The organism is Burkholderia diffusa (assembly GCF_902499115.1).
GTDB classification, from domain to species: domain Bacteria; phylum Pseudomonadota; class Gammaproteobacteria; order Burkholderiales; family Burkholderiaceae; genus Burkholderia; species Burkholderia diffusa.
The window spans coordinates 149,844-175,605 of record NZ_CABVPN010000007.1 but is presented as its reverse complement, the minus strand read 5'-3'; the positions used below and the strand labels follow the sequence as shown (position 1 = coordinate 175,605).

General features: G+C 68.1%; 22 protein-coding genes and 2 pseudogenes. 13 read left to right on the top strand and 11 right to left on the bottom strand.

Translation table 11 applies throughout. The annotated features are described in order from the left end of the window. Nucleotides 1–55 precede the first annotated feature (55 nt). Entirely contained in the window at nucleotides 56–1,015 is a 960-nt protein-coding gene (locus BTE28158_RS09395; protein ID WP_151050177.1) for a GlxA family transcriptional regulator, read from the top strand. 76 nt (nucleotides 1,016–1,091) lie between these two features. Beyond that, a complete protein-coding gene (locus BTE28158_RS09390; protein ID WP_151049925.1) occupies nucleotides 1,092–2,240 on the top strand; it encodes an epoxide hydrolase family protein in 1,149 nt (382 codons plus the stop codon). Nucleotides 2,241–2,346: 106 nt separating this feature from the next. Here the strand turns inward: BTE28158_RS09390 and BTE28158_RS09385 are convergent, their stop codons facing one another. Together BTE28158_RS09385 and BTE28158_RS09380 are read right to left on the bottom strand one after the other, a co-directional pair. Further along, nucleotides 2,347–2,838, bottom strand: coding sequence for a 2,4'-dihydroxyacetophenone dioxygenase family protein (locus tag BTE28158_RS09385; RefSeq protein ID WP_151049927.1), 492 nt, complete (start codon nucleotides 2,836–2,838; stop codon nucleotides 2,347–2,349). Between the two features lie 114 nt (nucleotides 2,839–2,952). After that, entirely contained in the window at nucleotides 2,953–3,909 is a 957-nt protein-coding gene (locus tag BTE28158_RS09380) for a LysR family transcriptional regulator (protein WP_059599399.1), read from the bottom strand. Nucleotides 3,910–4,014: 105 nt separating this feature from the next. On the opposite strand from BTE28158_RS09380, the gene aptA reads away from it, so the two are divergent. Both aptA and BTE28158_RS09370 read left to right on the top strand, forming a co-directional pair. Beyond that, the gene (gene aptA, locus BTE28158_RS09375; RefSeq protein ID WP_059599400.1) at nucleotides 4,015–5,373 is read left to right on the top strand and encodes an omega-aminotransferase AptA; all 1,359 of its coding nucleotides are present in this window, start codon (nucleotides 4,015–4,017) and stop codon (nucleotides 5,371–5,373) included. Nucleotides 5,374–5,422: 49 nt separating this feature from the next. Beyond that, nucleotides 5,423–6,940 (top strand): CoA-acylating methylmalonate-semialdehyde dehydrogenase, encoded by a 1,518-nt coding sequence (locus BTE28158_RS09370; protein ID WP_151049929.1) that lies wholly within the window; start codon nucleotides 5,423–5,425, stop codon nucleotides 6,938–6,940. A 148-nt stretch (nucleotides 6,941–7,088) separates the two neighbouring features. On the opposite strand, the gene BTE28158_RS09365 is transcribed toward BTE28158_RS09370, so the two are convergent. From BTE28158_RS09365 to BTE28158_RS09355, 3 genes are all read right to left on the bottom strand, one after another. Further along, nucleotides 7,089–7,463 carry a COG4315 family predicted lipoprotein gene (locus BTE28158_RS09365; protein WP_151049931.1) on the bottom strand — a complete coding sequence of 125 codons (375 nt, stop codon included), beginning with the start codon at nucleotides 7,461–7,463 and terminating at the stop codon, nucleotides 7,089–7,091. A gap of 342 nt (nucleotides 7,464–7,805) precedes the next feature. Beyond that, nucleotides 7,806–8,738 (bottom strand): AEC family transporter, encoded by a 933-nt coding sequence (locus BTE28158_RS09360; protein WP_151049932.1) that lies wholly within the window; start codon nucleotides 8,736–8,738, stop codon nucleotides 7,806–7,808. A 164-nt stretch (nucleotides 8,739–8,902) separates the two neighbouring features. Further along, nucleotides 8,903–9,787, bottom strand: coding sequence for a LysR family transcriptional regulator (locus BTE28158_RS09355; RefSeq protein WP_151049934.1), 885 nt, complete (start codon nucleotides 9,785–9,787; stop codon nucleotides 8,903–8,905). Nucleotides 9,788–10,185: 398 nt separating this feature from the next. Between BTE28158_RS09355 and BTE28158_RS09350 the strand changes: the two genes are divergently transcribed. Beyond that, nucleotides 10,186–10,563 carry a nuclear transport factor 2 family protein gene (locus BTE28158_RS09350; protein ID WP_124623889.1) on the top strand — a complete coding sequence of 126 codons (378 nt, stop codon included), beginning with the start codon at nucleotides 10,186–10,188 and terminating at the stop codon, nucleotides 10,561–10,563. 27 nt (nucleotides 10,564–10,590) lie between these two features. Next, nucleotides 10,591–10,875 (top strand): annotated as a pseudogene (locus tag BTE28158_RS09345) (cytochrome P450); the annotation flags it as partial. Between the two features lie 16 nt (nucleotides 10,876–10,891). Here BTE28158_RS09345 and BTE28158_RS09340 read toward each other — a convergent pair. Beyond that, nucleotides 10,892–11,692, bottom strand: coding sequence for a helix-turn-helix transcriptional regulator (locus BTE28158_RS09340; RefSeq protein ID WP_124623892.1), 801 nt, complete (start codon nucleotides 11,690–11,692; stop codon nucleotides 10,892–10,894). A gap of 132 nt (nucleotides 11,693–11,824) precedes the next feature. Here BTE28158_RS09340 and BTE28158_RS09335 point away from each other — a divergent pair, with 132 nt between their 5' ends. Further along, nucleotides 11,825–13,231 carry an APC family permease gene (locus tag BTE28158_RS09335; RefSeq protein WP_151049938.1) on the top strand — a complete coding sequence of 469 codons (1,407 nt, stop codon included), beginning with the start codon at nucleotides 11,825–11,827 and terminating at the stop codon, nucleotides 13,229–13,231. 45 nt (nucleotides 13,232–13,276) lie between these two features. After that, nucleotides 13,277–14,386, top strand: coding sequence for a DmpA family aminopeptidase (locus tag BTE28158_RS09330; RefSeq protein ID WP_151049940.1), 1,110 nt, complete (start codon nucleotides 13,277–13,279; stop codon nucleotides 14,384–14,386). Nucleotides 14,387–14,515: 129 nt separating this feature from the next. Here the strand turns inward: BTE28158_RS09330 and BTE28158_RS09325 are convergent, their stop codons facing one another. Both BTE28158_RS09325 and BTE28158_RS09320 read right to left on the bottom strand, forming a co-directional pair. Beyond that, a complete protein-coding gene (locus BTE28158_RS09325; protein ID WP_059599409.1) occupies nucleotides 14,516–14,728 on the bottom strand; it encodes a hypothetical protein in 213 nt (70 codons plus the stop codon). Between the two features lie 157 nt (nucleotides 14,729–14,885). Then, nucleotides 14,886–17,069: an FUSC family protein gene (locus tag BTE28158_RS09320; RefSeq protein WP_151049942.1), complete on the bottom strand. Its 2,184-nt coding sequence runs from the start codon at nucleotides 17,067–17,069 to the stop codon at nucleotides 14,886–14,888. Between the two features lie 191 nt (nucleotides 17,070–17,260). On the opposite strand from BTE28158_RS09320, the gene BTE28158_RS09315 reads away from it, so the two are divergent. Beyond that, on the top strand, nucleotides 17,261–18,208 hold the full coding sequence (locus BTE28158_RS09315; protein ID WP_059599411.1) for a LysR family transcriptional regulator: 948 nt from the start codon (nucleotides 17,261–17,263) through the stop codon (nucleotides 18,206–18,208). Between the two features lie 140 nt (nucleotides 18,209–18,348). On the opposite strand, the gene BTE28158_RS09310 is transcribed toward BTE28158_RS09315, so the two are convergent. Both BTE28158_RS09310 and BTE28158_RS09305 read right to left on the bottom strand, forming a co-directional pair. Then, on the bottom strand, nucleotides 18,349–18,651 hold the full coding sequence (locus BTE28158_RS09310) for a DUF4148 domain-containing protein (protein ID WP_151049944.1): 303 nt from the start codon (nucleotides 18,649–18,651) through the stop codon (nucleotides 18,349–18,351). A 222-nt stretch (nucleotides 18,652–18,873) separates the two neighbouring features. Further along, nucleotides 18,874–20,016 carry a porin gene (locus BTE28158_RS09305; RefSeq protein WP_059599412.1) on the bottom strand — a complete coding sequence of 381 codons (1,143 nt, stop codon included), beginning with the start codon at nucleotides 20,014–20,016 and terminating at the stop codon, nucleotides 18,874–18,876. A 309-nt stretch (nucleotides 20,017–20,325) separates the two neighbouring features. Here BTE28158_RS09305 and BTE28158_RS09300 point away from each other — a divergent pair, with 309 nt between their 5' ends. The 4 genes and pseudogenes from BTE28158_RS09300 to BTE28158_RS09285 form a co-directional block, all read left to right on the top strand. Further along, the gene (locus BTE28158_RS09300; protein WP_059599469.1) at nucleotides 20,326–20,790 is read left to right on the top strand and encodes a VOC family protein; all 465 of its coding nucleotides are present in this window, start codon (nucleotides 20,326–20,328) and stop codon (nucleotides 20,788–20,790) included. A 71-nt stretch (nucleotides 20,791–20,861) separates the two neighbouring features. Continuing rightward, the gene (gene codA, locus BTE28158_RS09295; RefSeq protein ID WP_151049946.1) at nucleotides 20,862–22,103 is read left to right on the top strand and encodes a cytosine deaminase; all 1,242 of its coding nucleotides are present in this window, start codon (nucleotides 20,862–20,864) and stop codon (nucleotides 22,101–22,103) included. Nucleotides 22,104–22,281: 178 nt separating this feature from the next. Beyond that, entirely contained in the window at nucleotides 22,282–23,616 is a 1,335-nt protein-coding gene (locus tag BTE28158_RS09290) for a chloride channel protein (protein WP_151049948.1), read from the top strand. A 296-nt stretch (nucleotides 23,617–23,912) separates the two neighbouring features. Further along, nucleotides 23,913–24,269, top strand: a pseudogene (locus BTE28158_RS09285) (SAM-dependent methyltransferase); the annotation flags it as partial. 24 nt (nucleotides 24,270–24,293) lie between these two features. On the opposite strand, the gene BTE28158_RS09280 reads toward BTE28158_RS09285, so the two are convergent. Then, nucleotides 24,294–25,712, bottom strand: coding sequence for a cytochrome-c peroxidase (locus tag BTE28158_RS09280; protein WP_174919822.1), 1,419 nt, complete (start codon nucleotides 25,710–25,712; stop codon nucleotides 24,294–24,296). Nucleotides 25,713–25,762 lie beyond the last annotated feature (50 nt).

Here is a 25,762-nt window from a genome sequence, read left to right as displayed (position 1 = left end):
TGATTTAGGACATCGGGTGGGTCGTGAGGATCATGTCCCGGCACTGGAGATACGCATGCACCGCATCGGCTTTCTGATCAGCGACGGCTTCCAGATCATGGCGCTCGCCGCGCAGTCGGTGTTCGAGTACGCGAACATGGGCGTGGGCGAGCCTTTCTACGTGATGGACAACTATTCCGTCGACGGCGGCGACGTGCGTTCATCGCTCGGATTGCCGGTCGCGACGCGCGCGCTGCGCGGGCGGATCGACGTCGATACGTGGATCGTCGCGGGCGTCAACGATCCGCTCGCGTCGCCGGCGCCGGCCGGCGTCGTCGCGTTCCTGCGGCGCGCGAACGCGCGCGCGCGCCGGATCGCCGGCATTTGCACGGGCGCGTTCGTGCTCGCCGAGGCCGGGCTGCTCGCGCAGCGCCGCGCGACGACGCATTGGGCGTACGGACGCGACATGCAGAAGCAGTTTCCGGACATTCGTGTCGAGGAGGACCGGATCTATATCGTCGACGGCCCGATCTGGACGTCCGCCGGGATGACGGCCGGCCTCGACCTGGCGCTCGCGATGGTGGAGAAGGATCTCGGCCCGGACGTCGCGCGCTCGGTCGCGCGCAAGCTCGTGATGCACCAGCGTCGCGCGGGCGGGCAGTCGCAGCATTCGGAAATGCTGGACCTCGCGCCGAAATCGGACCGGATCCAGAATGCGCTGAACTATGCGCGGCAGAACCTCGGGCGCGCGCTGACCGTCGAGGAACTGGCCGACGCCGTCCACCTGAGCCCGCGCCAGTTCAGCCGGGTGTTCACGCTCGAAACCGGGCAGTCGCCGGCGAAGGCGATCGAGCGGCTGCGGCTCGAGGCCGCGCGGCTGATGATCGAGCAGAGCCGGCATTCGCTCGATGTGATCGCGAAGGAGAACGGTTTCCGCGACCGGCGCCACCTGCGCGATGCGTTCGTGCGCGGCTTCGGCGTGCCGCCCCAGGCCGTGCGGCGCGACGCGCGGGCGGACGCGCGCGAAACGGGCTGACGCTCGCGGGCGGGCGCCGCCAGCGCGGGTCTGAAAAATCGCGCAGAATCTCCGGCATTCCTCGCCAGGAGACACCATGCACGCCGCCCCGTTCAACGTTGCGATTCCCGATCACGCGCTTGATGACCTGCGTCGGCGCCTGCGCGACATGCGCGCGCCGGTGCTGACACCCGCCGCGCCGTGGCAGCAGGGTGTGGATGGCGCGTGGCTGCGCGAACTGGTTGCGTACTGGGGCGAGCGCTTCGACTGGCGTGCGGCGGAGCGGGCGCTGAACCGGCAGCCGCAGTTCGTCGCGGACGCAGGCGGGCAACGCGTGCATTTCATTCATCGGCGTGGGGCGGGGCCGAAGCCGTATCCGCTCGTCATCACGCACGGCTGGCCGGGCTCCGTATTCGAATTCGACGCGCTGATCGATCGCCTGTGCGATCCGGCCGCTTTCGGCGGCGATCCGCACGACGCGTTCGACGTTGTCGCGCCGTCGCTTCCCGGCTTCGCGTTCTCACCAGCGCCCGCGGCACCCGGCATGTCGGCATTTCAGGTCGCCGACTGCTGGGCGACGTTGATGTCCGGGCTCGGATATCGCCGCTTCGGCGCGCAAGGCGGCGATCTGGGCGCAGGCGTGTCGATTGCGCTCGGCGCGCGGCATCCCGATGCGGTGGACGGTATCCATCTGAACTACCTGCCCGGCAGCTACGAGCCTCCGGTCGACGCGGCTTCGCCGCTGACCGAGGACGAACGGGCCTTTGTGACGCAGCGTGGAGAGTGGGCTGCGCTGGAGGGCGGATACGCGCATCTGCACATGACGAAGCCGCAGACGCTGGCCGTCGCGCTCAACGATTCGCCGGCCGGGCTGGCCGCGTGGATCGCCGAGAAATTCCGCGCGTGGAGCGATTGCGATGGTGACGTCGCAAAACGGTTTTCGCACGACACGCTGCTGACCGGAATCTCGCTCTACTGGTTTGCCGGCTGCATCGGCTCGTCAATGCAGATGTATTGGGAAAACCGGCTGCAGCCGATGCGCTTCGCAGCTGGGCAACGTGTGGCGGCGCCCGTCGCGTTTGCACGCTTTCCGAAGGAAATCAGTCGTCCGCCGCGCAGCTGGCTCGAACGGGTGTTCGATGTCGTGCAGTGGACCGACATGCCGAGCGGCGGCCATTTTGCCGCGATGGAAGAGCCGGAACTGCTGGCCGACGATATTCGGCGATTCTTCCGGCGTTTCCGGTAACGCCGCCCGGGGGCGGCCAGGCTGGCTGGCGCAGTGCGCCGGCAGCCATGCGCGCGTTGGCGAGTGCCGGCACCGTGCGGATCCTGACGCGACGATGTCGCCGGTCTTACCGCGTGACGAACGGCGCCGCATCGTGCGGCGCGGTGCGCGCATGCTTGCGCTGGCGCAGCAGCGCGACGCGGCAATTCTCGCGCGCGGTCTCGCGGCCGTCGTCGTCGAGCAGAACCAGATCGCCGCGCATCACGTTGAGCGTGATCACGTCGTCGCCGGGCGCGCCGAGCGTTTCCGGCGTATGCACCGACCCGGCCGGTTCGAGCACCGTCGAGCCGGCCTGCGCGATCCATTCGTACTCGCGGTAGCGCCACGCACCCTGCAGCGTATGGACGAAGACCTCGCCTTCGTGGCGATGGCGCGGCAGCGTGCCGCCGGCCGGCATTTTCAGCAGCGCGGTCAGCGTGTCTTCCGCCGCATTGATATGCAAATACTTGATCGCGAGCCCCGGCAGGTCGGCGCTCATCGATAGCCACGGCAGCGCATCGCCGGGCAGGCAGGAAATCGGCGGCAGGTCGTTGGGGAGCGGGGCGGACGGCTGCGTCATGGCGGGAGGCGGAGCGGAAACGGGAAGTGCGCATTATCGCAGAGCCGGATCGGGCCGCAGCCCCTCGTCGGACGGCGGCGCCAGCGAAGCCTGAACGCGGCTGCACGTCCGCGGCTACACGTCGGCGCCCGGCCGCGCCGCCGCATGCGCGGCTTCGAGGCACGACTGGAACAGCAGCGCGGCCCGCGACGGCCGCGGCGAGCGGCGCAGCAGGCTCACGAACCGGCACCGGTAGTTGAAGCGGTGCGGCGCGATCGGCTGCATCAGCCCCTTGTTTTCGAAGCTCTCCGCGTAATGGTCGGGCAGGAAGCCGAGATAGCGGCCGGACAGGATCAGCGTCGCGATCGATTCCTGGTCCGATGCCGTCGCGCTGCGCGTGAGCTTCGCGCGATGGCTCAGCTCCATGTTCGGCGAATGGAAGCCGAGCCCGGCGAACGCGTGGTTGCGGATCGTCGTCCACGTGAGCTTGCCGTGCGGTGCGTCAAAGAGCGGGTGCTGGCGGCCGCAGTACAGCAGCATCCGCTCGTCGAACAGTTCCGAATACACGAGGCTGCCCGAGCTGCGGTGCGCGGGGATGATCCCGACCTGATAGCTGCCGTCGATGATCCCGCGCTCGACCTCGTTGATCGACGCAACATGCAGGTTCAGCGCGACGTCGGGCGCTTCGTCCGTGAACTGGCGGATCGCGTCGCCGAGCCGCGCGTTCGGGTTGGTGGCCGTCTTGTCGAATACGGCGACGTGCAATTCTCCGCCCATCTTGTCGTGAATGCCGTCTATTCTGCTTCTAAATGCTTCCATCGACGCGAGCAGTCGCAGCGTTTCCTCGTAGACGGTCTGCCCCTCGGCGGTCAGCGTGAAGCCGGCGCGGCCGCGCCGGCACAGTACGAGGCCGAGGCGCGTTTCCAGGTCCTTCACGTGCCGGCTGATCGTCGAGATGCCGATATTCAGCTCGAGTTCGGCCGCCGCCATCCCGCCGCACTGCACGACGCCCTTGAAGACCCGCAGCAGCCGCAGATCCATGTCGCTGAGTTGCCCGAGCAGCGCGCGGCTCTTTGGTTTCTTTGCTTGCATAGTTGCGCAAGTGAACATTGATATTGCGATATTGAAGAGACTAATTGGCCTCCCGACAATGCGCAACATCATCACAAGAAGGAGGGGCGCGCCGCGCCGACCGACATGACCGATACGATCACCGCCAGCCAGCAGGACGAGACGAACATCCGCACCGACGCCGCCTGGCTCGACGCCCACTGGATGCCGTTCACGGCGAACCGCCAGTTCAAGTCCGACCCGCGCATGATCGTGTCGGCCAAGGGCGCGTATTTCACGGATGGCGAAGGCCGCAAGATCTTCGACGGCCTGTCGGGCCTGTGGTGCACGGGCCTCGGTCACGGCCGCACGGAAATCACGGAAGCCGTGAGCCGCCAGGTCGCGCAGCTCGACTACGCGCCGGCGTTCCAGTTCGGCCACCCCAAGTCGTTCGAGCTCGCGAACAAGATCAAGGACCTGACGCCGGCCGGCCTCGATTACGTATTCTTCACGGGCTCGGGCTCGGAAGCGGCCGACACGTCGCTGAAGATGGCCCGCGCGTACTGGCGCGCCAAGGGCAAGGGCACGAAGACGCGCCTGATCGGCCGCGAGAAGGGCTATCACGGCGTGAACTTCGGCGGCATTTCGGTCGGCGGGATCGGGCCGAACCGCAAGCTGTTCGGCCAGGGGATCGACGCCGACTTCCTGCCGCACACGCAGCTCGCCGAAAACAAATTCTCGCGCGGGATGCCCGAGCACGGCGCGGAGCTGGCCGACCGCCTGCTCGACCTGATCGCGCTGCACGACGCATCGAACATCGCCGCCGTGATCGTCGAGCCGTTCTCGGGTTCGGCGGGCGTGGTCGTGCCGCCGAAGGGCTATCTGAAGCGCCTGCGCGATATCTGCACCGCGCACGACATCCTGCTGATCTTCGACGAAGTCATCACGGGCTTCGGCCGGGCCGGCGCGATGACGGGCGCCGACGCGTTCGGCGTGGTGCCGGACATCATGAACTTCGCGAAACAGGTGACCAACGGCGTGCAGCCGCTCGGCGGCGTGATCGCGACGAAGGAAATCTACGACACGTTCATGGCCGCGGGCGGCCCCGAGTACATGCTCGAGTTCCCGCACGGCTACACGTACTCGGCGCATCCGGTCGCGTGCGCGGCCGGCGTCGCGGCGCTCGACCTGCTCGTGAAGGAAGACGCGGTGGCCCGCGTGCGCGATCTCGCGCCGCATTTCGAGGCGGCCGTGCACGGGCTGAAGGGCCAGCGCCATATCACGGACATCCGCAACTACGGCCTCGCGGCCGGCCTGACGATCGCGGCACTGCCGGGCGAGCCGGCACGGCGCCCGTACGAGATCGCGATGCGCTGCTGGGCGAAGGGCTTCTATGTGCGCTACGGCGGCGACACGATCCAGCTCGCGCCGCCGTTCATCTCGGAGAAGCGCGAGATCGACAACCTGGTCAACGCGCTGTCCGACGCGCTGAACGAAGTGGACTGAGCCGCGGCCCGTTCCCTGCGACAACCGAATTCACGACAGAGCCAGAAACATGAAACACGACAGCAATGTGACCTCCACCGTCGGCCACCTGATCGACGGCAAGCGCGTCGACGGCGGCAGCCGCGTCCAGCCGGTGTTCGACCCGGCCACCGGCGAATCGCACAAGAGCGTCGCGCTTGCCGACAAGCTGACCGTCGAAGCCGCGATCGCGTCCGCGCAGGCCGCGTTCCCGGCGTGGCGCAACACGCCGCCGCTGAAGCGCGCGCGCGTGATGAGCCGCTTCAAGACGCTGCTCGAGGAACACGCGGACGAGCTGTGCGCGCTGATCACCGCCGAGCACGGCAAGGTGCTCGCCGACGCGATGGGCGAACTGCAGCGCGGGATCGAGAACGTCGAATATGCGACCTACGTGCCCGAGCTGCTGAAGGGCGAGCACAGCAAGAACGTCGGCCCCGCGATCGATTCGTGGAGCGAGTTCCAGGCGCTGGGCGTCACGGCCGGCATTACGCCCTTCAACTTCCCGGTGATGGTGCCGCTGTGGATGTGGCCGATGGCCGTCGCGTGCGGCAACACGTTCGTGCTGAAGCCGTCGGAGCGCACGCCGTCGTCGACGCTGCGCATGGCCGAGCTCGCGCTCGAGGCTGGCCTGCCGCCTGGCGTGCTGAACGTCGTGAACGGCGACAAGGAAGCGGTCGACACGATCCTGACCGACCCGCGCGTGAAGGCGGTGAGCTTCGTGGGCTCGACGCCGATCGCCGAATACATCTACTCGACCGGCTGCGCGCACGGCAAGCGCGTGCAGGCGCTCGGCGGCGCGAAGAATTTCGCGGTCGTGATGCCCGACGCCGACATCGGCAACGCGGTGAATGCGCTGATGGGCGCCGCGTACGGCTCGTGCGGCGAGCGTTGCATGGCGATCCCGTTGGTCGTCGCGATCGGCGATGAAACGGGCGACAAGGTCGTCGCGGGCCTGAAGGCCGAGATCGAGAAGATGAAGGTCGGCCCGGGCAACGGCGCGGGCGTCGACATGGGCCCGCTCGTCACGCAGCAGCATTTCGAGAAGGTGACGGGTTTCGTCGACGCGGGCGTGGAAGCGGGCGCGACGCTCGTCGTCGACGGCCGCGGCGTGAAGGTCGACGGCCACGACGGCGGCTACTACCTCGGCCCGTGCCTGTTCGACAACGTGAAGCCCGGCATGCCGATCTACCAGCACGAGATCTTCGGGCCGGTGCTCGGCGTGATCCGCCTGAAGTCGCTCGACGAGGCGATGGCGCTGATCGACGCGCACGAATACGGCAACGGCACGTGCCTGTTCACGCGCGACGGCGAAGCGGCGCGCTACTTCAGCGACAACATCCAGATCGGCATGGTCGGCATCAACGTACCGCTGCCGGTGCCCGTCGCGTACCACTCGTTCGGCGGCTGGAAGCGCTCGCTGTTCGGCGACCTGCACGCGTACGGCCCGGACGCGGTGCGGTTCTACACGAAACGCAAGACGATCACGCAGCGCTGGCCCTCGGCCGGCGTACGCGAAGGGACGGTGTTCAGCTTCCCGTCGAACCGCTGACGCGCGATCCGGCCGCGACGCGTGCCGGCCGGCGGCGTGATGCCACGCGGCCGGCGTAAAGACGCACAGGCCCGCCCGGTCGATGACCGGGGCGGGCCTTTTTACACGTGCGGCGGCCGTGCCGCCTCGGAAGACGGCGAAGGCGCGCTTACGGCGCGACCACGTGCCAGATGTTCTTGAAGTTGTCGCCGTTGCGATCGCCCTGTTTCATGTCCTTCGAGAAGAAATACAGCGGCTTGCCCTTGTAGGCCCATTGCGGGCTACCGTCGCCGCGCTTGACGATCGTGTAGGGGCCGACCGGGACGTCGGTCGCGCTGGCCTTGTACGGCGGCCAGAACGATTCGCATTGGCCCGTGCATGCGCTGGTGCCGGCGTTGGGCTTGTCCTTGTCGAATACATAGACGGTCATGCCGTTCGCGGCGACGAGCGCGCCGTTTTCGACCTTGGTGATCGCGCCTTGAGCCGAGGCGGAAACGGACGCCATGGCGAGCACGGCGGAGCTGACGAGCAGCACGGCTTTCATGATTACCTCCTTGTAGCCCGGTGGGCGGCGCAGCCGCACGCATGGCCGGGCGTGCACGCGACTGCGGGGAATGGTGCCGGAACGCGGCGCCGTGGCCGCCGGTGCGAGCGACGTGAAGTCGAATGGCGGAGGCACGGACGCGCTTCATTCACCATAGGCGGTTTTTGGCGGGGCTGCGAGAAGAACCGGGGGCACATCGGCGATGCGTGTGTCTCGCGCAACGACGCGGCAGTTGCGCGCGTGCGGCGGGATTCGCCATCCGTCCCCGAACCTTCGCGAGTTGAACTGGCCCCTGCGGCCGCGCGTCCACGACGGAAAGCGACATGCCGAGGTGCCGGGCCGTCAGCGAAACACCGGCGCCGACCCAAGCGCCGTCAGCACGGCCGGCATCGCGAGCGCGGCGGCGATCGTCTGGAACGCGGTGATGCCGGCCATCAGCGGCGCGTTACCGCCGAGCTGGCGGGCCATGATGTACGACGAGGACGACGTCGGCAGCGCCTGGAACAGCAGCGCGATGGTCAGTGCGACATCGCCGAGCCCGAACAGGCGGCCGGCCGCGAGTGTGGCGAGCGGCATCGCCATGAACTTGAACGCCGACGCGATGCACGTCGGCTGCATCCATTCGCGCGCCGCGTCGAACTTCAGCGCGGCGCCCACGCACAACAGGCCGAGCGGCATCGAGGCGGCGCCGAGCGCGCGCACGGCCGGTTCGACGGCGGCCGGAAACGCGATGCCGGCAACCTGCATCGCGATCCCCAGCGCGCACCCGACGACGAGCGGATTCGACAGGATCTGACGCACGAGCGCCCACGCGCCGAGCCGCGTGTCGCCGTAGCGCGCGAATACCAGCACGCACATCAGGTTCACGGTCGGCACGATCGCCGCGACGCACACGGCCGCGAGCGCGATTCCGTGCGCGCCGAAGAGTCCGGCGGCGAGTGCGGTGCCGACATAGTTGTTGAAGCGCACCGCGCCCTGGAACACCGACGTGAACCCGGCGCCGTCGACCGACACGAAGCGGCGGACCAGCAGAAGCAGCATCGAGACGAACACGGTCGAGCCGACCAGCGCCGCCGCGAGCGGCAGGACGGGCAGCGCTTGCAGCCGGGCATTCGCGAGACCGTTCGCGAACAGCGCCGGCAGCAGCACGTAGTAGCACAGCCGCTCGGCGTGCGGCCAGAACGCATCGCCGATGAAGCCCGTGCGCCGGAGGCCGTGGCCGAGCGCGACCAGCAGCGCGACCGGCGCGAGCGCGAGCAGGATCGGGCCGATCATCGACGCGCCTTCAGGCGACACGGGCGGGACGGCAGGCACGCGGAGCAGCGGAACGAAGCGGGAATCCATCCGGCGGGCAACATGGCGGCACGCAATCGAAAGAGTGACGATGCCGCCAAGTTAACACGCGGATGCAGCAGGAATAATGGTTAATTATCGGGTGTTCAATGAGAAATTCTCATCGATGACGCGGTGACTTCGGCGGCCAGCGCGCGCGCGAAACGCTCCGCCGGCCGCGACTGGTGTTCGAGCAGCACGACCGCGCGGCCCATCTGCGGCTGGCCGAACGGCAAGCGCGTGACGGGCGGCAGTCGCGCGAGCGTCGAGTCGGGGAGCGCGACGATCGCCGCGCCGAGCCCGCGCGCGACCATCCGCGCGATCGTCTCCGCGCTGTCGAGCACCATCTCCTCGCGCACGCGCACGCCGATGCGGCGCAACTCGGCGGCGATCATCCGGCCGGCCCACGCCTGCGCGTCGAAGCGGATGAACGGCAATTCCTCGAGCAGCGTGCCCGCGTCGCGCTCCGCATACTGCGGCGGCGCGAGCAGCCAGAAGCGGTCTTCGTACAGCGTGGTCCATGTCAGTTCCGCCGGATGCGGGCGCACCGGGCGCGTCGTGATCGCGGCGTCGAGTTCGCCGGCGGCGACGCGGTTCGCCAGTTCGGCCGACATGCCAGCCGATACGTGCACGCGCAACGACGGGTGCGCCGCGCGCAGCGCGAGCAGCGCATCGGGCAGCGGGCCGGACAGCGCGGTCTGGATCGCGCCGATCCGCAGGCGGCCGACGAGCTTCTTCTCGTCGCTGAGCGCATCGGGAATCCGGTCGACCATCGCGAGCACCTGCTCGGCCTGCGCGACGAGGATGTTGCCGGCTTCGGTGAGCACCGGCTGGCGGCGCGAACGGTCGAACAGCCGGACGTTGTATTCGCTTTCGAGCGCCTTGATCTGCAGGCTCACGGCCGATTGTGTGAGCCCGATCGCTTCGCCGGCGCGTGCGAAGGTTCGGTATCGGGCGATCGCGACCAGCGTTCTGAATGCGCGTAGTGACATGGACTCGATGAGGTGGGCGGCCGGGGCCGGCACGCGGATTGCTCGATGATGCCGGCGGCGCATGCAAGACATGCCGGTCGCGGCGCCGATGACCGCCGAAGCCGGGCGGCCCGGCCGGCACGCTGGCGGACATCATGCCCGTGCGTGCGGAAACGGGCAACGGGCAGCCGCGGCATCGGTGCTCGCGGCGGAAAGCGTGGCGTGGCGTGGCACGGCGCGTGCAGGCGGCCGCGGCGATCGCCCGGTGCGGGTTTTCGTGAATGGCATCGAGTCGGGCATGCGCGCATAGCTGCATGCGCGGGCGGTCGTGGTCGTTCGTGCCGCCCGCATGCGTTTGATCGATGCCTCGGGGCGACGCGGGCTGTCGCGTCGGCCCCGCCCTTCGCGGAGTAACGACGATGACAGACGACCCCGGTGACGTTGCGCGTGCCAGCTATCGCGCGTATGTCGACAAGGACCGCGACGCGATCGAAGCGCTGATCGCACCAGACTTCCATTTCACGAGCCCGCTCGACAACCGGCTCGACCGCGACACGTATCTGGCGCGCTGCTGGCCGAACAGCGCGATGCTCGCCAGCTTCGCGTTTGTCGACGTCGCCGTGCACGGCGAATACGTGTTCGTCGTGTACGAAGCCGACACGATTGCGGGCAGGCGGTTCCGGAATGCGGAGCGGTTGCGTGTCCGCGATGGCCGGATCGTCGAGGCCGAGGTGTATTTCGGCTGGTATGTGCCGCACCAGGCGCCAGAGGGCGGGTTCATCGAATCGGGCGGCTGATGCGTGACGGGCAGCGGCCCGTCATACCCAGAGCCGGTACATCCAGAACGATTCGTCCTCGGCGAAGCGTCGCCGATTCCGCGCGGCGCGTACATGCCGTTCGGCACGGGGCCGCGCGTGTGCCTCGGGCAGCATCTGGCGATGACGGAAATGACGGTGGTGGCGGCCATGATCCTGCAGCGCCATGAATTGTCAGTGCCGCCCGGCATGGCGGCACCGGGCGCGACGCTGAACGTGACGCTGCGGCCGACGCGCGCGCTGCACCTGGCGATCGCGCCGACGCGGTCGGCGGCGAACGTCGCATCGTCGTGACGCGGCGGCGTCGCGCTCAGCCCGCCGCATCCTCCCCGAGCGCCTGAATGAACCGCGAAAACAGCTCCGGCTGCGACGAGATCCCGAGCTTCGCGTAAAGATGGCGCCGATGCACCTTCACCGTCTCGGGTGAAATCGCCAGCCGCTCCGCGATCGCCTTCGACGAATTGCCACGCAGCACCATTCTTGCGATCGACATCTCGCGATCGGTCAGCACGCCCGCGCCGAAGCGCGCGAGCGCCTGCTCGACGCGCGCCCCGAGATCGTCGTCGGGCGTCGTGCGCGCGGCATCGCCCACCAGCCGCCAGTGCTGCCGGATCGTCGCGAGCACCCACGGCATCGCGGCCGTCAGCTTGCCGAGCGGCTCGACGTCGAAGCGCGCGGACGCGCCGAGCGACAGCGACAGCAGCGTGTCGGCGTTGGGCCGCACGAGGATCTGGATCTCGTCGTCGCCCACCGCGTCGCGGAAGTAGCTCAGGAAATACTCGCTCTGCCGGAACAGGTCGGGCGCGACTTCCTCGAGCCGGTAGCAGCCGTCGGCGAGCCCGTCGTGCGCGGCTTGCAGGAATGGATCGAGCAGATATAACCCATTGAGGTAGAGCGGCACCGGCGACGCGCTGTCGGAGCCGCCCGTGTCGTATTCGTCGAGCACGAGCGGCACGCCGTCGCGGCCGATCGCGGTCGCGAGCGCGTTGTCGAACGGCACCATTTCGTTGAGCAGCAGCACCAGGAAGCGCCAGAAGCGCGGCTCGCCCAGATGATCGATCGCGCGGCCAAGCGCCTGGTGCATCGCGAATTCGGAGAAAAGTCGATCCATACCACCACCGAAGGGTGTAACACGAAGGGGGAATAGCGGTCCTGAATTTGGCTTCCTAGACTGCCACGCAATCAATCGGGCCCGAGTATGGGTGTTCAAAAAAGAGCAGGGTAGGAGCAACAGGAGAACGAAATGGCGATGATGTCGGAATCGACGGGCACGCTGCAAGCGACGCCTGCCACGGAAGACGCGCCGCGCGCGTTGTCGCAGACGCTCAGCGTGCGCGACGCGGTGATGATCACCGTGTCGGGCGTGACGCCCGCAAGTTCGATCTTCGTGATCGCGCCATTCGCGATCCAGCAGGCCGGCAGCGGCGCTGTGCTGTCGTTCCTGCTCGGCGGCGTGCTCGCGCTCGCGTTCGCGCTCTGCTACGCGGAGCTCAGCGCCGCGCATCGCAGCGCGGGCGGCGAATATGTGATGGCCAAACGTGTTTTCGGCACGCTGCCCGGCTACCTGACGTTCATCACGGTGCTGTCCGTCAGCGTGTTCATCCCGGCCGTGCTCGCGAGCGGCGCCGCGCCGTATCTGAACAATGCGCTCGGCACGCACTTCGGCAATCAGTCGGTCGCGCTCACGATCGTGCTGCTCAGCTACGTGCTCGGCATGCTGAACATCAAGACGAATGCGTGGATCACCGGCGCGTTTCTCGTCGTCGAGATCGGCGTGCTGATGCTGATTGCGGGGCTCGGATTCGGCTCCCCGCATCGCGGCGCCGACGCACTGATGGCGCCGGTCGTCGCGAGCGGCAATGCGCTGGTGCCGGCCACGCTCGCGGCGATCGTACCCGCGATCGGCACGGCGATCTTCTGCTACAACGGATTCGGCTCCGCCGCCTATCTCGCCGAAGACCTGCGCGGCGGCAACCGCAACGTCGCGAAGGCGGTGATCTATTCGCTGCTGGTGATCCTCGTCGTCGAACTGATTCCGCTCACCGCGATCGTGCTCGGCGCGCCGTCGTTGACGGAGCTGACGAAGAGCGCGGACCCGATCGGCTATGTCGTGCGTTCGCTGAGCAACCCGGCGGTGTCGCGCGTGGTCAGCGGCGGGATCTTCCTGTCGGTGTTCAATGCGATCATCGCGATCGTGATCACGATGGGGCGCCTGCTGTACAGCAGCGGCCGGCATGCACTCTGGTCGCACACCTGCAACCGCGCGTTCTCGACGATCCATCCGCGCTTCGAGTCGCCGTGGCTCGCGACGCTCGCGCTGGCGGTGCCGTCGTCGGGGCTGGTATTCGTGTCGAGCCTCGACGAGCTGACCGCGTTCACGGTCGACCTGCTGCTGCTGATCTACCTCGTCGTCGGGCTGGCCGCGCTGGCGAGTCGCCTTGTGCGCCGCGACGTCGAGCATCACTACCGGATGCCGCTGTGGCCCGTGACGCCGCTCGTCGCGGTCGCGGGCGCCGCTTACACGCTCTACACGACACTGGCGACGGCGACCAAGCCGACCGACCTGATCATCATCGGCGGGCTGCTCGTAGCTGCGCTCGCGATGTATGCGGTCTGGGCGCGCCACAGCGATGCGTTCCGCTCGCTCTGACCATTTCGACACACCGAACCATTGAAAGACGGGAGGAATTGCATCATGCGCACGAGGGATCTCGGCATCCGCGTCGGACTCGGCACGCCGGGCCGCTTCAACGCGATCACGGACGTACCGGGTGTGCGGGTCGGACATTGCACGCTGAACGTCGAGAACGGCAACGCGTCGATCCGCACCGGCGTCACCGTCATCGAGCCGCGCGCGGGCGCGGCGCACGATTCGCCGTGCTTCGCGGGCGTCCATGTGCTGAACGGCAACGGCGACGCGACCGGGCTCGAATGGATCCGCGAAGCCGGCCTGCTGACGACCCCGATCGCCTATACGAACACGCACAGCGTCGGCGCGGTGCGCGATGCGCTGGTCGCGAACGAGCGCGAAGCCGCGGCCGGCCGCGTGTACTGGTGCATGCCGGTCGTCATGGAAACCTACGACGGCCTGCTCAACGACATCTGGGGGCAGCACGTGAACGCCGCGCACGTGCAGCGCGCGCTGGCCGCCGCACAGTCGGGGCCGGTCGCCGAAGGCGGCGTGGGGGGCGGCACCGGGATGATCTGCCACGAGTTCAAGGGCGGCATCGGCACCGCGTCGCGCGTGGTCGCGGCCGATGCGGGCGGCTGGACCGTCGGCGCGCTCGTGCAGGCGAACTACGGCGTGCGCGAGATGTTGCGCGTGGCAGGTTATCCGGTCGGCGAGGTGTTGCGGCACGTGTATTCGCCGTTTCGCACATCCGATGCACCAGGCGAGGCCGGGATGGGTTCGATCGTGGTCACGATCGCGACCGACGCGCCGCTGCTGCCGCACCAGTGCACGCGCCTCGCGCAGCGGGCGAGCGTCGGGCTGGCCCGCGTCGGCGGCGGCACCGAGGATTCGAGCGGCGACATCTTCCTGGCGTTCGCGACGGGCAACGACGGGCTGCCGGCCGCGAACTACGGCAGCAAGGGCGCGCCGACGACGGCCGTGAAGATGGTGAACAACGACCACATCTCCGCGCTGTTCGTCGCGGCGGCGGAGGCGGTGGAGGAGGCAATCGTGAATGCGCTGGTCGCGGGGCGCGACGTCGAATCGCGCGGCGCGCGGGTCGAAGGGCTGGGGCAGGCGCGTTTGCTGGATGCGTTGCGCGAAGTGGGGTGGCGGCCGGGGCGCGGCGCCTGAAACGGCATGCGCCGCTTCAATCGAAGCGGCGTGGCGGACAGTGTCGTTGCGGCGATCGGCCGGCGCGTCGTGCGCGCGCGCATGCGATGCGTGCGCGGCGGGCCTGGCCGTGGCGACGCGGCGTCATGCTCAGCTGCCGAAGTAGACGTTGCAGAAGCTGACGGGGCCGACGCATGCGTTCGGGTCTTCCTGCTTCGATTGCGCACGATCGGCGCGGCCCGCGGCCTGGACGGCTTCGGCGCGGTTCGCCGGTTGCTGCGCGACGTCGGCCGGCGCGGGCTGCGCATGCGCGACAGCGGCGGTGAGCGACAGGGCAACGAGGGCGAGGTGCAGCGGCTTCATTTGGGTTTCTCCTGGTTCAGTGCCAGTCTCGCTGGCAGTGAGGAAACTATAGGCTCGCACTGCTTAAAGATTAATCACCGCGGGTGCAGAGCTTATTTCCAATCGGAACAAGGATGAGGTTGCGCGCGCATCGATTGCCGTCGATCGCCGCCGACGGTCAATGACGATGGCGATTGAACGGTGCGTCCTTGTCCAGCAGCGCGCTGCGGATGAAGTGCAGGCAGCCGATGATGCGCTGCATGCGATGGCGTTCGTCGGGCACCGCGTACCACGCGTGCAGCGTGTGCTGGGCGGCTCGGATCGCCAGATTCACCGATTTCAGCGTGCGCGCATGGTGGGCCGGCGTCGGATCGTCGAAGAATCGCGGCAGCTCGCGTAGCACCGCATCGATCGATGCGGTCCAGTGCAGCGTCTGCGGCGGTTTCGATTCGCAGAACCCGTGCAGCTCGTCGCGCAGGTCGATCACCGCATGGCCGACTTCGAGCGTCGACAGCATCCAGCGCAGCGCGTCGCGATGATGCCGCGTGCGCTTGACGAGCAGCGTGCGCAACTGCGCCATCAGGTCGTGCGTGCTCGACTGGAAGCGTGCCGCGAGGCCGTCGCGCGTGCCTTCGCACGCGAGCGTGACCTGGCGGCGCAGGTCGTGCGCGATACGCGATGTGAGCCACGGCATGTGGGTCGGAAACACCACGGCGAACACGATCGAGCACGCGAGCATCGCGACGACGACGGCGAAACCGTTGTTGATCAGCACCTCGGGCGTATACGCGATCGCGTTGTCCGGGCCCGCGAGCAGGCAGAAGAACACCGCGAAGCCGATCCCGTAGCCGGACAGGCCCGGACGCATCGCGAGAAACGCGCCGAGGCCGAGCACCGGCGCGAGCGTCGCGCACAGCAGCGGAAAGCCGTCGATGTTCGGATAGACGTAGCACAGGAACACATAGCCGACGGCTGTCGCGAATGCCGCGCCGACGCCCATCTGCGCGACGAATTTCGGCGCCCGCGGCGACGTGGAGCTCAGCGCGCATGCAATCGCGGTGGCGATGACGGCGAGCGGGCCGCTCGGCCATTCGGACGCGATCCAGAACGCGCTCATCGCGCCGACGGCGACGAGCGTGCGCAGGAACGTGAAACCGACGAAGAACGAATTGGTCTTCACCGCGTAGTGCGTGACCGAGCGTTCGAACGCGTGATCGTCGCGGTCGAGCGATGCGTTGGTGTCGGCATAGCCGAGATACTCGCCGATGAAGCGATACATCAGCTCGATCGCGGTGTCGAAGTCGAGCAGGCCGCCGGCCGCGTGATCCTCGATCTCGCGGCGCGACGCGCGCGCGGCCTTCGGCAGCGCGCCGTGAAAGCGGCGCAGTTCGAGCAGCGCGCCGGTGGTCGACGCGATCCCGCGCTGCCGCTCGTCGCGCAACGCGGTCACCCGCTGCGCGAGCGCATCGATGTGCGGCGCGAGCGCGTCGAGCACTGCGTCGGACCGGTTCGCGCGCAAGCGTTTGACGAGCTGGTGCAGCGCATGCAGGCGCGTGCACGCATTCATGAACTCGCTGTTCAGGCGCGCGAGCCGGCGGCTGCGCGCGCGAATGTGCGGATCCTCGAACGACGCGAACGCGCGGTTGGCCTCGAAGCCGACGATCTCGTCGACGAAATCGGCGAAGCGCCGCTCGAAATCGCCGCGTGCGAGGTCGCCCGACAGCGCACCGGCCGCGAATGCCGCGAACTTCACATGACGGGCGGTCAGCGAGCGCATCAGCGCCTTCGCGGAACTGAGCGGAAGAATCAGCGCACTGACCGCGCCGGAGCATGCGATGCCGAGCGCGACTTCCGCGGCGCGCGTGAGCGCGGACTGGAACAGCGTCTGCGGCGTCGTCACCGCGGGCAGGCCGATCAGCGCGGCCGTGTAGCCGGCGAGTACGAACCCGTACCAGCGGAAATGGCGGTTGCGGACCGCGAGCGCGATGCAGCCGCCGATCCACAGCGTGATGCCGGCCATGTACAGCTCAGGCTGCTGCGCGAACAGCCCGCCGAGCGCGAGCGCGGCGACGAGGCCGGCCGCGGTGCCGAGCACGCGGTAGAAGCTCTTCGCGAACACCATCCCCGACAGCGGCTGCATCAGCACGAACACGGTCGTCATCGCCGTGCGCGGCTGCGACATCTCGAGCCGCATCGCGATCCCCATCGCGAGCAGCGCGGCGAGCACGGTCTTGGCGAGGTGCAGCCAGATCAGCCCGTCGCTTGCGGCCCAGTCGCGCGCGGCGCCGCCGAGCGGATCGAGCCAGGTTCTCCATCGTGCCGGTTCGATGGAAGGTCGCTCGCTCGCAGGTTGTGGCTTCATGAAGAAAGAGGGGGCGCGTGCGGTGTCGCGGCGCGTCCGGACGGGTCCATTCGACTGATGAGGCGCCGATTGTAGGAGTGCGGCGCGCGGGCATTAACGCAGCTGCAGGGAAACGATAGTTGCAGGGCGCGTAACAATCTGTCGCATCTGCTGGAGGAAAATAGCGGCTCCGCTACAGGTGGCTCACAGGTATGGATACCCTACAAAACATGCGGGTGTTTACGCGCGTCGTCGAGACCGGCAGTTTCACCGCGGCCGCGCAATCGCTGAATTCGACGACGGGCGCGATGTCGCGCGCGGTGTCGGAACTCGAGGCGCGCCTGCGCACTCGTCTGATGAATCGCTCGACACGCCGCCTCGCGCTGACGTCGGCCGGCGAAAGTTATCTGCGGCGCTGCCGCCAGATCCTCGCCGACGTCGATCGCGCCGAGGAAGAGGCGAGCTGCGCGCACGAGCGGCCGGCCGGCGTGCTGCGCATGCACAGCTTCGCGAGCGTCGGCCATCACTACGTGATGCCCGCGCTCACGCGCTACCACACGCAATTTCCGGACGTGTCGATCGAGCTGTCGCTGTCGCAGCGCATGCCCGACCTGTTCGACGGCACGAGCGACATGGCGGTCGTGACCGCATCGTCGCTGCCCGATTCGGAACTCGTGTCGCACCTGCTTGGCTCGACTTTCAGCATCCTGTGCGCGTCACCCGAGTATGTGAAGCGCCACGGCGCGCCGGCGCGCCCGCAGGATCTCGGCGCGCATGCGTGCCTGACGCTCTGTACGCCGGCGTTTCCGACCCACGAATGGGTGCTCGAAGGTGCCGAGGGCGTCGAGCAGATCCATGTCGCCGGGCCGGTGCAGACCAACACGGCCGAGTCGCTCGCGCTCGCGATCCGCGACGGCATCGGGATCGGGATGCTGCCGCTGTACTCGGCGATCGACGCGTTGCAGGACGGCACGCTCGTGCGTGTGCTGCCTGGTCACATCCTGCAGAAGATGAACGTCTATGCACTGTATCCGTCGCGCCGCTTCGTCGACGCGAAGGTACGCACCTGGGTCGAGATGCTGCGTGCACAGGTGCCGGGGATGATCGCGCACGACGTCGAGATGCTGAACGCGATCGAGCGGGAACCGCAGGCCGCCTGAGGGCGAATACAGAAAGAAAAGGATGGCCGCGTGCCGGACGGCACGCTGTCCGGCCGCATCCATCGTCACGGACCGGTTTGCGCGATATGCGCCGCGCCCGCATGACACGCGTCGTGCGGGCGCGGCGAGGCGTCATGCATTCACAGCGCGGGCCTGACGGCGACGCCCGATTCGGTTGCGCCCGCACCGGCCGGGCCATATGCGGTATGCGCGGCCTTGTGCTCGGCGAGCCGTTTTGCCGCCAGGCGCTCCTGCGCGGCCATGATGTCGTCCGGATAGTTGCCGGCGTCGCCGAGCGACGGGTTGTAGCCGACCGATTCGAGGTCGTAGAGCTCCTGCAGCACTTGTGCGCGCGTGACGGGCGACTTGGCGGACTGAGCGAACGACACGGCCGGTGCGGCAAGCAGGACGGCAGCGGCGGCGGTAACGACGAGCGATTTCACGATGTTCTCCTGTAGGCGGGGGTGAGGCCGGTCCGGCGATCGATGCGTGATCCGAACCATTGATGCCAGTCTATGCAGCGCGCGCCGGCACAAAAACCCCGATTCCAGGCAAGCAGATTTCCAGATGGAACAACACTGACGCACGTCGCCCGCACTGCACGAACCCGTCCGTCAAGACAGGTTCGCGGCTGGCGGGCGACGTGCGGTCCTGCGGCGCTGAACTCAGAAGCGCGTACGCATGCCGATCGTGCCGACGATCTGGTTCGCGGTGCTCGATGCGCCGCCAGACGTGTTGATGAACGCCTGGTAGCCGCGGCCCGACGCATGCTGATACATCGCTTCCGCATACAGGTCGGTGCGGCGCGACAGCTTGTACACCGCCTGCAGGTCGACCTGGTGCCACTTCGGATCGGTGCCGTGCTTGCTGTCCGGATTCGACACGCTGGCGTCCGTGTACACGTACGCGGCGCCGAGGCTGACGGCCGGCGTCACCGCATAGCGCACGTTCACGTCGTAGTTGTTGAACGCGACCTGGCCGGTGGAACCGAACGAGCCCGAGTTGTCGTACTGCGAACGCGTATAGACGAAGCCGACCGTCGCCGGGCCGAACACGTAGCTGACGCCGCCGCCGTAGCTGCGCATGCGGTCCGCGCCCACCGACCAGCCGCCCTGGCTCACGCTCTTCGCTTCGGCCACGTCGGTCGCACCCGGGCTCGCGCTCGTCGAGCCCTTCGTGCCGTTCATCTGCAGGTAAGCACCGGCCAGCTTCAGCGGGCCGTTCGTGTAGCTCGCCGCGACGCTGTACGCGCGGTTGCCGGCGAAGTTCGTCGAATTAGAGAAGCCGTACAGCGCGCCGACCTTGAAACCCGCGATCGTGTCGCTCGTGTACTTCACCGCGTTGTTGATGCGCACCGAGTGGTTCAGGTTGTCGTTGTCGAACGGGTGCGCGAAGCCGGTATCACCGAAGTCGCCCGACGTCGCGGACAGCGGCGCGACGAAGTCGACCATCGTGTCGTACTGGCGGCCGAGCGTCAGCGTGCCGTAGCCGCTGCTGGTCAGGCCGACATACGCGTGGCGGCCGAACAGCTTGCCGTCCTGGCCGAGCGCGCCGTTGTTCACGTTGTAGCCGTTCTCGAGGACGAACAGCGCCTTCAGACCGCCGCCGAGATCTTCCGTGCCGCGCAGGCCGAAGCGGCTGCCGTTGACGGTGCCGCTGGTCATGCGCCACAGCGAGGCGCCGCCCGCGTTGTTCGTGTATGCGATGCCGGCATCGATCAGGCCATACAGCGTGACCGAGCTCTGTGCATGCGCGAGCGGGGCGAACAGCGCGGTGGCGGATGCGGCGGCAATCAGGGTTTTCTTCATGTAACTGCTCCTGCGTGTGGGACAAGTGACTAAAGTTCGGCGCCAGTGTAGGGGCGGGGTCGCGCGATGACGGCCGCCGGCGCGCGAGCGCACCGTTGCGAGTTGCGCAAGAGTGCGTCACACGGCGTTCACAAATCGATGCGGAGGCCGGATGGCGTGCGTTTTCGTCGACGGCGCGACGCGAAATGCCGGGTGGCCGCGTTCGCCGTGTCGCGCATTGACAACACGCGCGTCGCCGGCGCGGGAGTTGATTGCCGCGCCGCGCGCGTGGAGAATGAGCAGACCAATGCCGAGATCCGGAGACACCCGATGACCACGCCTCGCCGTCCGTCGTTCAGTTCCGCGCTGTGCTACCGCAACCCGAAAGCCGCGCTGGCATGGCTCGAACGCGCATTCGGCTTCGAGCGCTCGATCGTCGTCACCACGCCGGAAGGCGACATCGCGCATGCCGAAATGAAATTCGGCGATAGCCTCGTCATGATCGGCGGCGCGTGGGCCGACTTCATCGCCTCACCGGAAGACACCGGCGACCGCAACACGCAGCACGTCCACGTGCACCTTGCCGACGACGCGGACATCGACGCGCACTGCGAGCGCGCGCGTGCGGCCGGCGCGGAGATCCTGCAGGCGCCGGCCGACCAGTTCTACGGCGATCGCGTATATCGCGCGCGCGATCCCGGCCGGCATGTGTGGACGTTCGGCAAGCACGTGCGCGACGTGACGAACGACGAGATGCGCGCGGCCACCGGCCTGACGATCGAGGATTTCAAATAAGCGCGGCACGCATCGCCGGAGCCGGTTTTCCCCACCACGCGGCGCTTGCGCCGCATGACGCCTGGACCCACATGAACCTCTTCAATGCACGCCTGCGCGGTCGCGACGGGCTGTTTACGATCGGCATCGACGGCGACAGGATCGCGCGGATCGACGCGCAAGCCGCGCCGGTCGCCGCTGTCGGCGTCGACGATGTCGATGCGGGCGGCCGTCTCGCGATTGCTCCGCTCGTCGAACCGCACATCCATCTCGACGCGGTGCTCACGGCCGGCGAGCCCGCCTGGAACATGAGCGGCACGCTGTTCGAGGGAATCGAGCGCTGGTCCGAACGCAAGGCGACGATCACGCACGCGGATACGAAGACGCGCGCGCATGCGGCGATCGGCATGCTGCGTGATCACGGCATCCAGCACGTGCGCACCCATGTCGACGTCACCGATCCGACGCTGGCCGCGTTGAAGGCGATGCTCGAAGTGAAGGACGAAGCGCGCGGGCTGATCGACCTGCAGATCGTCGCGTTTCCGCAGGAGGGCATCGAGTCGTTCGACGGCGGCCGCGCGCTGATGGAGCAGGCGATCGAGCTTGGCGCGGACGTCGTCGGCGGAATTCCGCATTTCGAGAACACGCGCGAGCAGGGCGTCAGTTCGATCCGGTTCCTGATGGATCTGGCCGAGCGCACCGGCTGCCTCGTCGACGTGCACTGCGACGAGACCGACGATCCGCATTCGCGCTTTCTGGAAGTGCTCGCGGAAGAAGCGCGCGTGCGCGGGATGGGCGCGCGCGTGACGGCGAGCCACACGACAGCGATGGGCTCGTACGACAACGCATACTGCTCGAAGCTGTTCCGGCTGCTCAAGCGCGCGGGCCTGAATTTCGTGTCGTGCCCGACCGAGAGCATCCACTTGCAGGGGCGCTTCGATACGTTTCCGAAGCGGCGTGGCGTCACGCGCGTCGCGGAACTCGATCGCGCGGGGCTGAACGTGTGCTTCGGGCAGGATTCGATCAAGGATCCGTGGTATCCGCTCGGCAACGGCAACATCCTGCGCGTCCTCGATGCCGGCCTGCATATCTGCCACATGATGGGCTACCAGGACCTGCAGCGCTGCCTCGACTTCGTGACCGATCACGGCGCGACGACGATGCATCTCGGCGACGGCTACGGGATCGCGGTCGGACGGCCGGCGAATCTGGTCGTGCTCGACGCGGACAGCGACTACGAAGCCGTGCGCCGGCAGGCGAAGGCCATGCTGTCGGTGCGCCACGGGAAGGTGATCATGCGACGGGAGCCGGAGCGCGTCACGTATCCGGAGTAGTGCGATCGCGTTGTTGGCGGCACGCGCCGCCGCGGATTGCCGCCACTAATGTATTCACAAATTGCATGAGTTGATCAGAAAAATACGTTTGCCTCATGAGAGGCCGAAGCCTACGATGCGGTCCTGACGGCGGCGTGCATGGTGCGCGCCGTCGTGTCGATCCTCGTTCGCCAACCTCATGCGCCTCGATCTCCCGTCCGCTCCCGCTTCTTCTTCGCCGCCGGCCAGCCCGTTCGCGCGGATGGCTGCCGTCACGATCCTGACCGGCGTTGGCGCGGGCGTCGGCGGGATGCTGCTCGCGCTGCTGCTGCACGCGATCCAGCATGTGGCCTACGGTTACAGCCTGGCGCACCTGGTCGGGGCCGAGAGCTTTCTCGCGGGTGTGACCTACGCCGAGCCGCTGCGCCGGCTCGCGGTGCTCATCGTCTGCGGGCTCGTCGCAGGCGGCGGCTGGTGGGCGCTTTACCGGTTCGGCCAACCGCTCGTCAGCATCCGCCGGGCCGTTCGCGCAGCCGATCCGCGGATGCCGTTCGTCAGCACGACGGTGCACGCGCTGCTCCAGATCGTCACCGTCGCGCTCGGTTCGCCGCTCGGCCGCGAAGTCGCGCCGCGCGAGATCGGCTCGCTGCTGGCCGGGCGGCTCGCGCGTTGCGCGGGGCTCTCGCCCGCCGATTGCCGGCTGATGGTCGCGTGCGGCGCGGGCGCCGGCCTCGCGGCCGTCTACAACGTGCCGCTCGGCGGCGCCGTGTTCGTGCTCGAAGTGTTGCTCGGCACGTTCGAACTGCGCGCGCTGGTGGTGGCCGTCGTCACGTCGGCGATCGCGGCGGCCGTCGCATGGATCGGGCTCGGCAACGAACATCAGTACACGGTGCCCTCGTTCGCGCTGAGCACGCCGCTGGTTGCGTGGTCGATCGTCTGCGGGCCGCTGTTCGGTTTTGCCGCGTACGGCTTCGTGCGCCTCACGACCCGCGCGCGGGCAGATGCGCCGAAGGGGCGCCTGCTTCCCGTGCTCTCGCTCATCAACTTCGCGGTCATCGGCGTGCTGGCGATGTGGTTTCCGCAACTGCTCGGCAATGGCAAGGGGCCAGCTTCACTGGGTTTCGACGGCACGCTGACGCTCGGCCTCGCGGCGACGCTGCTCGTGCTGAAGGTGCTGATCGAGGCGGGCAGCCTGCGTGCGGGTGCCGAGGGCGGGCTCCTCACGCCGGGTCTTGCGAACGGCGCGCTGCTGGGCGTCGTGCTCGGTGCGGTGTGGAGTCTCGTGTGGCCGGGGGCGTCGATCGGCGGATGCGCGCTGATCGGCGCGACCGCGTTCCTTGCCGCGTCGATGCAGATGCCGATCACGGCCGTCGTGCTGCTGCTCGAGTTCACGCGCGTGAATCACGACAGCCTGGTGCCGATGCTGCTGGCCGTAGCCGGCTCGCTGGTTGCGTACCGGTTCGCGCAGCAGTTGGCGGAGCGGCGGATGGATGCCACCGCAACCGTCGGCACGCCGGCGACGGCGGCCCGGTAGCCAGCCCGCAACGCCGCAATCCTTCCCGGTTTCCGGTTCCCTGCTTCCGTGCAGGCGCTCGGCGCCGATCCCGGCCGATGCCGCTTCACGGACTGCAGCGCTTCCATATCGCCGCCGGTGTGGCGAGGCGCGGTCAGCTCGCAGCCTTTCATGAATGAACGGCACCTCGAACGTCGCTAGTGGCACCCCGATCGTGCAGAATCGAGCCTCCGATTCCCGCCCACGGATGCCGTATGACCGATCCGAACGAACCATCCGCCCGCCGCGCGTATGCGAGCTTCGCGCAACGGTACGCGGACATCGCGCCGACGTTGCGCGAATTCAGGCGTGTCGCGCGGCCAGGCGCGACGCTGGTGTTCTCGATGGCGCATCCGATGCGGGACTGGATGGACGAGCGTACGCGCGGGGACGGCACGTACTTCGATACGAGCCGTTTCGGCTTTCACTGGTCGGGTTTCGGCGAAACGAAGCCCTATGTCGAAGCATGGCGCCGGCCGCTTGCCGACATCCTGAACGCGCTCGCGGACGCCGGCTGGCGGCTCGAGCGATTCGTCGAACCGACGCCGCTGCCGACGATGAAGGCCGTGTCGGAGCGGCTCCATGCGGAGCTGTCGCTGGCCCCGGCCTTCCTCTGCATCCGCGCGCGCTGCTGACGAAGCGCGGCGGATCGCCGAGGCTCAGCGTGCCGGCTCGTCGGTCAGCGTGCCGAGAAACGCTTCGATATCCTTGATGTCCTGCACGGTCATCGCGGGCTTGTCGCCGGGTTTGCGGTTGAACGGCGCATCGGTCACATCGACGTTCGCGCGGTACTTCGGCGGAATGTCGTCATATTCGTCGACCTTGCCGTCCGCGCCGCGCGAATAGAACTTCTGCGGCGAGATGCTGCGCTCGTTGTAGAACGCCAACACCTGATCGAGCGTGTGGAACACGCCGTTGTGGAAGAACACGTGGCGCGTCGCCGCGTTGCGCAGCGTCGGCGTGAGGAACATCGCGCAGTACTGCGTCTGGTCCTTCAGATCCTCGCGGAACGGCCCGCACACGCCGAGATCGTGGAACGCCGGGTTGCGGTTCTGCGCGAGCGCCATGTTGCGCGGCGCGCCGAGCGCCTCGTACTGGTAATCGGTAAACATCGGCGGCAAGCCGTCCTTGCCGGGCTTCGACAGGTGGCAGCCCGCGCAATTCGCCTTGTCCGGATCGTTGAAGAGCCGCAGCCCGCGCAATTCGGCCTGCGTCAAGCGTGCACGGCCTTCGAGCCAGCGGTCGTACTTGCTGTCGTACGGATGGAACGACGGATCCTCGACCTGATAGCGCGCGATCGCGAACATCGCCTCCGACACCACAAGCTGCGGGCTGGAGAACACACGCGGGCCGAACAGTTGCTCGAACTGCGCGCGATGCGACGACTGCGCGAGCTTGCGCGCGACGTCGTCGATGCTCGCATTCGCCATCTCGACCGGATTCAGCAGCGGCCCGAACGCCTGCTGCTGCAGCGTATCGGCGCGGCCGTCCCAGAACATCCCGCCCTGCGGCACGAGCTGCGGCGCGGCCGACGTGCCGGCCACCTTCTGCGCCTTGACGACGCCGGCCGCCGATGCAGCCTGCTGAGCGACGCTCGGCGCGGCGTCGTTTTCGCCCGCATCGGGGCCGATGCTGAAGTTCGGCTGACGATACAGGTACATCAGCGACGGCGGCGGGCGGTAACCCTGCTGCGTCATCGCGAGGCCGCCCGGCTGCACGTCGAGCCCGTTCGGCGGCCCGTACGCGTGATCGGGGCTATGGCACGACGCGCACGACTGCTTGCCGGATGCCGACAGCGACGGATCGGCGAACAGTGCACGCCCGAGCTGCGCGACCGCGGACAGCGGCTGCGCGGCCGGGCGCTGCAGCGCGACCGGATGCGGATTCGCGCCCGTCCAGTCGGCGACGACGTCGCCGATCGCCGCCGGCGTGCGGGCCGGAAACGCGATCGCGAACGCGCCGTAGCCGAGCACGGCCGCGCCGAGCACGAACGCCGCGCGGCGCACCGCGCGGGCAGGGGAACGCGGCGCGGCGGCGCCGGATGCGTCGGGAGACGGGAACGCGGGACGGGCTGTCATGCTGTCGGTCGAAAGTCGGGCACCGCGTGAAAGCGGCGCATCAAATGGAA